This window comes from Polaromonas sp. P1_E3 (assembly GCF_056405935.1).
Genome location: NZ_JBFUBD010000086.1, coordinates 1 through 11,017, shown reverse-complemented (window position 1 = coordinate 11,017; position 11,017 = coordinate 1). Strand labels below are relative to the sequence as shown.

8 protein-coding genes are annotated in these 11,017 nt (G+C 61.6%); all 8 read left to right on the top strand.

Annotation, left to right across the window (positions count from 1 at the left end; all coding sequences use genetic code 11):
- Positions 1-2,994, top strand: a 2,994-nt coding sequence (rpoC, locus tag AC1D0Z_RS11570) for a DNA-directed RNA polymerase subunit beta' (protein ID WP_477658391.1), incomplete at its 5' end; no start/stop codon positions are given.
- Positions 2,995-3,289: 295 nt separating this feature from the next.
- Positions 3,290-3,883 carry a LemA family protein gene (locus AC1D0Z_RS11565; protein WP_477658390.1) on the top strand — a complete coding sequence of 198 codons (594 nt, stop codon included), beginning with the start codon at positions 3,290-3,292 and terminating at the stop codon, positions 3,881-3,883.
- A gap of 112 nt (positions 3,884-3,995) precedes the next feature.
- Positions 3,996-5,000 (top strand): M48 family metalloprotease, encoded by a 1,005-nt coding sequence (locus tag AC1D0Z_RS11560; protein ID WP_477658389.1) that lies wholly within the window; start codon positions 3,996-3,998, stop codon positions 4,998-5,000.
- 161 nt (positions 5,001-5,161) lie between these two features.
- Positions 5,162-5,512, top strand: coding sequence for a c-type cytochrome (locus tag AC1D0Z_RS11555; protein ID WP_477658388.1), 351 nt, complete (start codon positions 5,162-5,164; stop codon positions 5,510-5,512).
- 12 nt (positions 5,513-5,524) lie between these two features.
- Complete coding sequence (locus AC1D0Z_RS11550) at positions 5,525-6,835, top strand: FCSD flavin-binding domain-containing protein (protein ID WP_477658387.1); 1,311 nt, start codon at positions 5,525-5,527, stop codon at positions 6,833-6,835.
- A gap of 200 nt (positions 6,836-7,035) precedes the next feature.
- The gene (gene rsmB / locus AC1D0Z_RS11545; protein WP_477658392.1) at positions 7,036-8,484 is read left to right on the top strand and encodes a 16S rRNA (cytosine(967)-C(5))-methyltransferase RsmB; all 1,449 of its coding nucleotides are present in this window, start codon (positions 7,036-7,038) and stop codon (positions 8,482-8,484) included.
- On the top strand, positions 8,465-9,127 hold the full coding sequence (locus AC1D0Z_RS11540; protein ID WP_477658386.1) for a DUF4390 domain-containing protein: 663 nt from the start codon (positions 8,465-8,467) through the stop codon (positions 9,125-9,127). Before rsmB ends, AC1D0Z_RS11540 begins: the two co-directional genes overlap by 20 nt.
- A partial coding sequence (locus AC1D0Z_RS11535) for a sensor histidine kinase (RefSeq protein WP_477658385.1) occupies positions 9,124-11,017 on the top strand: 1,894 nt, incomplete at its 3' end. The genes AC1D0Z_RS11540 and AC1D0Z_RS11535, both read left to right, overlap by 4 nt.

Genomic DNA, 11,017 nt, shown 5'->3' with positions numbered 1-11,017 from the left:
CTGGAAGAGGTCATCAAAGAGCACCCCGTGATGCTGAACCGTGCGCCTACGCTGCACCGTTTGGGCATTCAGGCCTTTGAGCCCATCCTGATCGAAGGCAAGGCCATCCAGCTGCACCCACTCGTCTGCTCGGCTTTCAATGCCGACTTCGACGGTGACCAGATGGCTGTTCACGTACCGCTGTCGGTCGAGGCACAGATGGAAGCCCGCACATTGATGCTGGCTTCGAACAACATCCTGTTCCCTGCCAACGGCGAGCCGTCCATCGTTCCTTCACAGGACGTTGTGCTGGGCCTGTACTACACGACCCGCGACCGTACCAACGGCAAGGGCGAAGGCCTGGTGTTCTCCGACACCGGCGAAGTCCGCCGCGCATTCGACGCGGGTGAGCTCGACCTGAATGCCCGCATCAGCGTGCGCCTGACCGAGTACACCAAAGACAAGGCCACGGGCGAGTTCGTGCCGTCGACCAAGCTGTGGGAAACCACGGGCGGCCGCGCACTGCTGTCCGAAATCCTGCCCAAAGGTTTGCCTTTCTCCAACATCAACAAGGCGTTGAAGAAAAAGGAAATCTCCAAGCTGATTAACGTGTCTTTCCGCAAGTGCGGATTGAAAGAGACCGTGGTGTTTGCCGACAAGCTGCTGCAGTCGGGCTTCCGCCTGGCGACCAAGGCCGGCATCTCGATCTGCATCGACGACATGCTGATCCCCAAGGAAAAGCCGGCCATCATTGCGCGCGCACAAAAAGAAGTCAAAGAAATCGAGCAGCAGTATGTCTCGGGTCTGGTGACATCCGGCGAACGCTACAACAAGGTGGTCGACATCTGGGGCAAGTCCGGCGACGAAGTGTCCAAGGTCATGATGGCCCAGCTTTCGAAAGAAAAAGTGCTGGACCGCAATGGCAAGGAAGTCGAGCAGGAGTCCTTCAATTCCATCTACATGATGGCCGACTCCGGCGCCCGCGGTTCCGCTGCGCAAATTCGCCAGGTCGCCGGTATGCGCGGTTTGATGGCCAAGCCTGACGGCTCGATCATCGAAACGCCGATTACCGCCAACTTCCGTGAAGGCCTGAACGTGCTGGAGTACTTCATCTCCACCCACGGCGCCCGTAAGGGTCTGGCCGACACGGCGCTGAAAACGGCCAACTCCGGTTACCTGACGCGCCGCCTTTGCGATGTGGTCCAGGATCTGGTGGTCACCGAAGAAGACTGCGGCACGCAAGAGGGTTCCCTCATGCGCGCTATTGTCGAGGGCGGTGAAGTCATCGAATCGTTGCGTGACCGTATCCTCGGCCGCACGGCGGTCGAAGACATCCTGCACCCGGAAAACCGCTCGGTGCTGGCCAAGGCCGGCATCATGCTGGACGAAGACCTGATCGAAGAACTCGAAGCAGCTGGCGTGGACGAAGTGAAAGTGCGTACGGCACTGACCTGCGAAACCCGCTTCGGCTTGTGCGCCAAGTGCTACGGACGCGATTTGGGACGCGGCGGCCTCATCAACATCGGTGAAGCGGTCGGTATCATCGCCGCGCAGTCGATCGGTGAGCCCGGCACGCAGCTGACGATGCGTACCTTCCACATCGGTGGCGCCGCATCGCGCGCAGCGATCGCTTCCAGCGTTGAAGCCAAGTCCAACGGTGTGATCGGTTTCAACGCACCGATGCGCTACGTGACAAATAGCAAGGGTGAGCTGGTTGTGATTGCCCGTTCCGGCGAGATCATCATCCATGATGAGCATGGCCGTGAGCGTGAGCGCCACAAGGTTCCGTATGGTGCCACGTTGACCGTCAAGGCCGACCAGACCATCAAGGCCGGCGCCATTCTGGCCAACTGGGATCCGCTGACCCGCCCCATCATTACCGAGTTCGCCGGCAAGGTGGCCTTCGAGAATGTGGAAGAAGGCGTGACGGTTGCCAAGCAGGTTGACGATGTCACCGGCCTGTCCACCCTGGTGGTGATCGATCCGAAACGCCGCGGCGCCACGAAGGTGATCCGTCCGCAGGTCAAGCTGATCGACGCTTCCGGCCATGAAGTCAAGATTCCCGGCACCGATCACTCGGTGACGATTGGCTTCCAGGTGGGTGCACTGGTTCAGGTGCGCGACGGCCAGGACGTGGGCCCCGGCGAAGTGCTGGCCCGTATCCCGATCGAAGGCCAGAAGACCCGCGACATTACCGGCGGTCTGCCGCGTGTTGCCGAGCTCTTCGAAGCCCGTACGCCGAAAGACAAAGGCACGCTCGCCGAAATGACCGGTACCGTGTCGTTTGGTAAAGAKACCAAAGGCAAGGTTCGCCTGCAGATCACTGATCCCGAAGGCAAGGTCTGGGAAGATCTCGTTCCGAAGGAAAAGAACATCCTGGTGCACGAAGGCCAGGTGGTCAACAAGGGCGAGTCGATTGTGGACGGCCCTGCCGACCCGCAAGACATCCTGCGCCTGCTGGGCATGGAAGAGCTGGCACGCYACATCGTCGACGAAGTGCAGGACGTTTACCGTCTGCAGGGCGTGAAGATCAACGACAAGCACATCGAAGTGATTGTTCGCCAGATGCTGCGCCGCGTGGTCGTTGAAAACGTCGGTGACTCCAGCTACATCGCTGGTGAACAGGTTGAGCGTTCTGCCATGCTCGATGCCAACGACGCCCTGCGCGCCGACGGCAAGATTCCGGCGACGTTCAGCAACTTGCTGCTGGGTATCACCAAGGCTTCGCTGTCGACCGATTCGTTCATTTCTGCGGCTTCCTTCCAGGAAACCACCCGCGTGCTCACCGAGGCTGCCATCATGGGCAAGCGCGACGAGCTGCGCGGCCTGAAAGAAAACGTGATCGTTGGCCGCCTGATCCCTGCCGGTACCGGCATGGCCTACCACGAGGCACGCAAAGCCAAGGACCAGATGGACGACGCCGAGCGCCGTGCCATCGCCGAAGCCGAAGCGGCCGAGCTGGAAGCCATGCCCGCCGCAGCCGAAGCAGGCAGCGACAGCGCGGCTTCCGAGTAAGCCAGACTGATCCGCGCCGCAAGAGGCGCCAGGCCCCACACTCCGCAAGGGTGTGGGGCTTTTTTATGGGCAAGACGGCAGTCGCCTTGCAGTCAAGCAGGCCGGGAGATTGAAGCGAAATCCGGGCTTTGCGCATACCAGACGCGCGCTAGCAGCTATCAAAATCATAGCGATTCATGGCATTCAGCATACGGCCTGCAAGCTTGCCGACTGAACCCAAAACCAGTTAACCTCGCGGCAGCCGTCCGCAGAACTTTCCGGCGAAGGTCAGCCTACGCAGTACCAAGGAATATCCATGCCCCTTAGCACCCTTGCTTTTATCATCGTGTTTGCCCTGCTGGTTTTCTGGGCCGTAGGCGCCTACAACCGGCTGGTACGGCTGAAAAACATCATCGCCAATGCTTTTGGCCAGATCGATGTGCAGCTCAAGCGCCGTTATGACCTGATTCCCAATCTGGTTGAAGCCGCCAAAAAATACCTCCAGCATGAGCAAAGCACGCTCGAGGCGGTGATGCTCGCACGTAACCAGGCGCGTACGGCCAGYGACGCRGTGCGCAGCCGCCCYGCCAAYGCSGGCGCCGTYGTGGCGCTGGCYGCYGCCGAGCARTCGCTGGASGGMAGCCTGGGGCGKCTTTTTGCTGTGGCCGAGGCTTACCCTGAACTCAAGGCCGATCAGACCATTCGTGAACTCAGCGAAGAGCTCACCAGCACCGAGAACAAGGTCGGTTTTGCCCGGCAGGCGTATAACGATGCCGTGCTGGACTACAACAATGCGCAAGGGCAATTTCCCGCGCTGCTGATTGCCCGCACATTTGGTTTTGCGCCTTCAGCCATGCTGCGCGCGACGGAGACGCCGGCGGAGCGCGAGGCTGTCCGCATCCAGTTCTGAAGATATGGCCCCCACGCTTTTCACTTCGTGTAATGCGCTTCCCCCCGAGGGGGCTAATTTTCCTAGGGGCGGCCCGTCGGAAAATTGTTGGCCCGTGCTTCAGGCGGCATGAATGCGGTTTTTTGAGCGTCAAGAGACGGCTCGCGGGCAGACCACGCGGTTGCTGGTGCTGTTCGGCTTGACCGTGCTTGCGCTGCTGCTGGCTGTCAATGCCGCGCTGGCGCTGACCTGGCGTCTCGTAGCTCCCGGTTTCAACGGCTATCCGGCTTATTTCTTTGGAGTGAACACCGGTGTCACCCTGCTGTTTGTGTTTGGCGGCTGGTGGCTGGAAACTTCTGCGTTGAAAGGCGGTGGCGAGAGGCTGGCGCGCCGCGCTGGCGCCCGGGAAGCCTGGCCGGCCAGCCGCGAGGCCGAACAGAAACTGTGCAATATCGTGAGTGAGTTGGCCATTGCAGCCAGCATGCGGCAGCCCCAGGCCATGGTGCTTGACCGAGAAGAATGTATCAATGCCTTTGCTGCCGGCTGGGATGAAGACGATGCCGTGGTGGCGGTCACGCGCGGCGCCCTGGAATACCTGACACGCGACGAGTTGCAGGGCCTGGTTGCGCATGAGTTCAGTCACCTGCGTGAAGGCGATACGCGGCTGAACATGCGTTTGGCCGGCATGGTGTTCGGACTTGAGATGGTCTTCAACCTCGGACGCAGCATGTGCGGACAGGGCAAGAACGGCGGACGTTCGTTTCTTGCCTTGCCTGGATTCGCCATCATGACTACGGGCTCGCTCGGCTGGCTTGCCGGACGTGCGCTGAAGGCTGCGGTGTCTCGCCAGCGCGAGTTTCTGGCCGATGCGCGCGCCGTGCAGTTCACGCGCAGCAAGGATGGTCTGGGTGGTGTGCTGCGAAAAGTGGCGGGCCAGCAGGCGCGCGGGCTTCTACCGCGCAGCGCCCATCCGGCGGTGCAGCACATGTTGCTGGTGGGCCTCAGTGCAGATACCCGGTGGTTTGCCAGCCACCCGCCTTTGGCCGAACGCATCCGCCGCATCTATGGGCGCTCGATGGAMGTGCTTCCCACGCAGCGGGATGACGAAATGCCGACACGGCCGGACGCGATTTTCTAGACGCATCCGGACTGCGATAACTTGCCAATAAGTACATCGCCATTGGTTTGAACTGCAGGGATCCAACTGCTGCCGAAGTACTGGATACTCCCTATAGAGTGCCGGGAGCACCACGTTAAATTGTCAGTGAAAGACTGCGGCCCAAAACGACAGGAGAACCCATGAAAATCTCACGCCACTTAATATGCAGGGGCTTCAAGCGCCTCGCGCTGCACTTGCTCTGCCTTGCGCTCAGTCCTCTGGCGCAGGCACAGGACACCGGCACCAAGGAAGCGCTGTATGCCCGAAGCCTGGCCGCAACCTGCGCCAACTGTCACGGTACCAGCGGCAAGGTGGTCCAGGGTTCAGCGGTCACTTCGCTGGCAGGCCTCGACAAGGGCTATATCGTTGCGCAGATGACTGCCTTCAAGGCTGGTACGCGGCCCGCCACCGTGATGCACCAGATCAGCAAGGGTTTTAACGATGCGCAGATCGTGTCGCTGGCCAGCTACTTTGCCGCACAGAAGAAGTAAGGAGCAGAAACCATGAACACGCCTCTTCACACTGGTTCGCTGGCCGGCTTCAAGCGCCGCTCCTTCCTGCAGTCAAGCGCCGCCCTGGGTTTGCTGGGCCTGGCCGGCTGCGCCACGACATCGGTTCCTTCCAGGGCCAAAGTGGTGGTCATCGGCGGCGGTTACGGCGGCGCCACCGCTGCCAAATATGTGCGCCTGCTGTCGGACAACAAGATCGACGTGGTGCTGATCGAGCCGCAGGACGCTTTCATCTCCTGCCCCATCTCCAATCTCGTGCTCAGCGGCGGGAAACAGATCGCGGATATCACCACACCGTATTCGGGCCTGTCACGCAACCACGGCATCACAGTGGTGAAAGATTACGCCAGCGCCATCGACACCGTGAAGAAAACGGTCACCTTGGCGGGCGGCGCCACCATTGCCTACGACAAGCTGGTGGTCTCACCTGGCGTGGAACTGATGTTCGGCAGCGTTGAAGGTCTGAAAGACGCCAACGCTTCCGGACAGGTACTGCAGGCCTGGAAGGCCGGCGCGGAAACCCTCGCGTTGCGCCGCCAGCTTGAAGCCATGCCCGACGGCGGCGTGTATGCCATCACCATTCCCGAAGCACCTTACCGCTGCCCACCCGGTCCTTATGAGCGCGCCAGTGTCATTGCCGGTTATTTCAAGGCTGCCAAGCCGCGCAGCAAGGTGCTTATTCTTGATGCGAACCCCGATGTCACCTCCAAAGGGCCGCTCTTCAAAAAAGTGTGGGCGGAGCAGTACAAGGGCATCATCGAATACCGCGGCCAGCACAAGGCCACTGCGGTTGACGCCAAAGCCGGCGTCATCAAGTTCGATGTGCAGGACGACGTGAAGGCCAATGTGCTGAATRTCCTGCCGGCCATGCGCGCCGGCACGATTGCCGTGCAGACGGGCCTGAACAACCAGGCCAACAACCGCTGGTGCGGCGTCAATTACCTGACGTTTGAGTCCACCGCTGCGAAAGATGTGCACGTGCTGGGCGACTCCATCCAGGTCGCACCTGCCATGCCCAAGAGCGGCCATATGGCCAACAATCACGGCAAGGTCGCTGCTGCTGCCATTGTGGCGCAGCTCTCGGGCTGGGACGTCAATCCGGCGCCCATGCTGACCAACACCTGCTACAGCTTTGTCGACAACAAAAACGTGATTCATGTGGCCAGCGTGCATGAATACGTGGTGGCCGAGAAAACCTTCAAGGCAGTGGCCGGCTCCGGCGGCGTGAGCACCGGGCCTACCGAACTGGAAGGCGTTTACGCGCTGAACTGGGCCAGCAATATCTGGGCAGATAGTTTGAATTAGCCCCACGGTGGAATAGAGCCCCCACGGTCGCTCACTTTGTGTAGCTCCCTGCCCCCCGAGGGGGCCGCCCGCCCTCCGGCCCGGCAAAGCCGGTTCCGGGGCTCATGCTGGGCTTAAGAGTTCAGTAGGGCACAACCAGCGGTGATCTCTTGGCTGGTCTAATAGGGCGCCGTCCATTCCGAACGGTATCCGTGAGACAAATGCAAGAAACCCCGACCCAAATCCCCCTTTGGCGCCAGCTTCAGGGGGCAGCCTCCCTGCTGATGGCCGTACGCGACGGGAAGTCCATGACTGCCGCACTCGAAGACGTGGATGCCGCCTTGCGCCCCGGCGTCCAGGCACTGGGATTCCACACCCTGCGCTGGCTGGGCCGTGCCGAGGCCTTGCGCCAGCAGCTGGCCCGCCGCCCGCCGCCGCCCGAGGCCGATGCCCTGCTATGCGTGGCGCTGGCATTGGCCTGGAACGAAATCGATGTCAGCCGGCCGGAACAATTTTCCGACGGGCCGCCCCCAGAAAAATTGGCCCCTTCTTCTTCTGAATGGGGCAGCGCACCGCCGAAGGCCCGCGAAGCGACAAGCGTGGGGGCCAGATACACCGCGCACACGCTTGTTGACCAGGCGGTGGAAGCCGCCAAGCGTGGGGATGCCACGCAGCACCAGGCCAGTTTCATCAACGGCTGCCTGCGCCGTTTTTTGCGCGAACGCGATGAACTGGTGGCGCGCACCGAAAAAAGCCCCCAGGCCGTATGGAACCACCCCCAGTGGTGGATAGACCGGGTACGCAAGGACCACCCCGGGGACTGGCAGATCATATTGCAGGCCAACAACACCCAAGCGCCGCTGATCTTGCGTATTAATGAACGAAAAACGACTCAGAGCCAATACCAGCGTGCGCTAGCAGCTATCAATATTGAAGCATCGCCTGTCGGCAAGCATGGCGTAATCCTTGCCCAGGCGCAGGCCGTCAGCTCGCTGCCCGGTTTTGCGGAAGGGCATTTTTCGGTCCAGGACGCCGCGGCGCAGCTGGCCGCGCCGCTGCTTCTGGAGGGCTTGAAGGTCGAGGGTAGAGAAGCCGGACGGCTGAAGGTACTGGATGCCTGTGCCGCACCCGGCGGCAAAACCGCCCACCTGCTTGAGTTGGCGGATTGCGATGTGACCGCGCTGGATATCGATGCCCGCCGCTGCGAGCGCGTGAAGCAGAATCTGCAACGCCTGGGTCTGGAGGCCGAGATCCGCGTCGGAGATGCCGGCCGGCCCGATTCCTGGTGGGATGGGCAGGCATTCGATGCCATTCTGCTGGACGCGCCCTGTACCGCCTCGGGTATTGTGCGGCGCCACCCCGATGTGCGCTGGCTACGCCGGCCAACGGACATTGCCCAGCTGGCTGGCATCCAGGCGCATTTGCTCGAAACGCTCTGGCTTCTGCTCAAGCCCGGTGGGCGCCTGCTTTACTGCACCTGCTCGGTTTTTCGCGCAGAAGGCGACAACCAGATACAAACGTTTCTTACGCACCACACCGATGCCCTATTAAAGCCTTCCCCGGGTCATTTGCTTCCCCAAAGTGGCGCCGGAGCGACGGTCTTCCCGGACAATTTGATGCGTGAACACGACGGTTTTTATTACGCCCTCCTTGAAAAACACAGCCGTTGAATATGGCCGGCGTGTGGCGGGCGGCATGGGGCGCTTGTTGCTTGGGCTGTGCCTTTGCATTGCCATGGGAACGTCGGGACTGGCGTCGGCCACTGAAATCACCCAATTGCGTGTGGAGCGGGGCGACGATGGTGTTCACCTGTCCGCGCTGGTCCGGTTTGAGCTTCCAGCCGTGGTGGAAGACGCCCTCCTCAAGGGCATTCCGATGTTTTTTGTGGTCGAAGCCGACATTTACCGTGATCGCTGGTACTGGACCGACCCGCGCGTGGTCAGTGCGGCCCGCACCGTTCGGCTGGCTTACCAGCCTTTGACACGGCGCTGGCGCGTCAACATTGCCTCCGGCCTTATCACCAGCTCGGCGGGCCTGCGTGCCACGTTAAACCAGAATTACGAAACCCTTCCCGAGGCGCTTTCTGCCATTCAGCGCGTGGCACGCTGGAAGATCGCCGATGTCACCGAGATCGACCCCGAGGCTGCGCACAAGCTCGACTTCAGTTTCAGGCTCGACCTGACACAGCTGCCGCGTCCCTTCCAGATCGGGGTTGCCGGGCAAAAAGACTGGAATATTTCCGCGCAGGTCAAGGAGCGGCTGAAACTGGAGCCCGCCACGCCCGTGGTCTCCAGCGCCGAGGGCGTCAAGTGAACCTGCAGGTCAGTGGCGGCTCCCTCAAGAGCAGCAAAGCTTTTCGCTGGACCGTCGGTGTCGGCGTGGGTGCCATTGCGGCGCTCGGTTTGGTGCTGATGTTTCTGCTGACGCAGGCCACCGGAAACCGGGAGCTGTACGAGCGCAATTACGCCTTGCTCTTCGTGCTCAACGTGGCCGTTGCCGGCTTGCTGCTTCTGGTCATTGGATGGATTGTGGTGCGCCTTGCAGTGCGGCTGTACCGCGGCCGTTTTGGCAGCCGCCTGCTGGTCAAGCTGGCCGCCATTTTTGCCTTGGTCGGCCTGATGCCAGGGCTGATGATTTATGTGGTGTCCTACCAGTTTGTCTCGCGGTCCATTGAAAGCTGGTTTGACGTGGAAGTGGAGGGCGCGCTGGCGGCCGGGCTGAATCTGGGCCGTGCCACGCTGGATACGCTCGCCGCTGACCTGGGCAACAAGACACGGCAGGCCGCCGCCCAGATCGCCGAAACGCCTGATGCCATGGCAGGCCTCGCGCTTGAGCGCCTGCGCGACCAACTCCAGGCCAGCGACGTGGTGCTGTGGAGTCCCTCCGGCCAGGTTATCGCCAGTGCAGGCGACTCGCGTTTCCTGCTGAAGCCCGAACGCCCCTCTGCGCAGCAGCTGCGCACGGCGCGCACTCAACGGGTCGTCACGCAAATTGAAGGCCTCGATGAAGTGGTGTCGGCCGGCAATGGCGAGCTGGCCACCGGGGGAGCGGCAGGCATCGCGCCGGGGGCCATTGCACGCGTCAAGGCGATCGCCGTGGTGAACAACCCCAATGTGAATGTGCTGGGAGACGCGCGCTTCCTGCAGGTGACCCAATTGCTGCCTGAGGGCCTGGTGGCCAATGCGGTCGCCGTCCAGGAGGCCAACCGCGAATACCAGGAGCGTGCGCTTGCCCGCAGCGGCCTGCGAAAGATGTACATAGGCACACTCACGCTCAGTCTTTTTCTGGCCGTGTTCGGTGCGGTACTGCTGGCTGTGGTGCTGGGCAACCAGCTGGCCAAGCCGCTGCTCGTGCTGGCAGAAGGCGTGCGCCAGGTGGCCCAAGGTGATTTGACGCCCAAGGCTGCGCTGCAGGGCAAGGACGAGTTGGGCGGGCTCACGCGTTCTTTTGCCGACATGACGCAGCAACTGGCCGATGCCCGCTCGGCGGTGCAGCAAAGCATGAGCCAGGTTGACGCTGCGCGCGCCAACCTGCAGACCATTCTGGACAATCTCACCGCCGGCGTGATGGTGCTGGATGTGAATGGCCGCATCCAGTCCAGCAACCCCGGGGCCACCCGCATCCTGCGCGCGCCGCTGGCGGCGTACCACGGGAAGTCACTCGGCGAAGTGCCGGGCCTGGGCCTGTTTGCCAAGGATGTGCTGGCGCAGTTTGCCGATTACCTCAGCGATGGTGCGCCGCACGGCCTTGAGCATTGGCAGCAGTCTTTCGAGCTCAATGCGGCTGTGCCCGGGGCGCCCGACAACGCCATCACGCTCATCGCCCGTGGCGCCAGGATGCCGGGCACCGAAGAATTTTTGCTGGTGTTTGACGATGTTTCTGAAATGGTGTCGGCCCAGCGCGCACAGGCCTGGGGCGAAGTGGCACGGCGTTTGGCGCACGAGATCAAAAATCCACTCACGCCTATCCAGCTGTCGGCGGAGCGCCTTGAAATGAAACTGACCGGCAAGGTCGGCGAGCCCGAACAGCTGCTGCTGACCAAATCTGTCAAGACCATCGTCGATCAGGTCGATGCGATGAAACGGCTCGTGAACGAATTCCGCGACTACGCCCGCCTGCCGGCAGCCGAGCTAAAGCCCGTAGATCTCAACGCATTGATCAACGATGTAATGCAGCTCTACCTCAGTGACGGCCACAGTGAGC

Excerpts from the sequence above, each read along its gene's own strand:
- AC1D0Z_RS11555 (WP_477658388.1), top strand. The coding sequence starts at position 5,162 with ATGAAAATCTCACGCCACTTAATATGCAGGGGCTTCAAGCGCCTCGCG.
- rsmB (WP_477658392.1), top strand. The coding sequence starts at position 7,036 with ATGCAAGAAACCCCGACCCAAATCCCCCTTTGGCGCCAGCTTCAGGGG.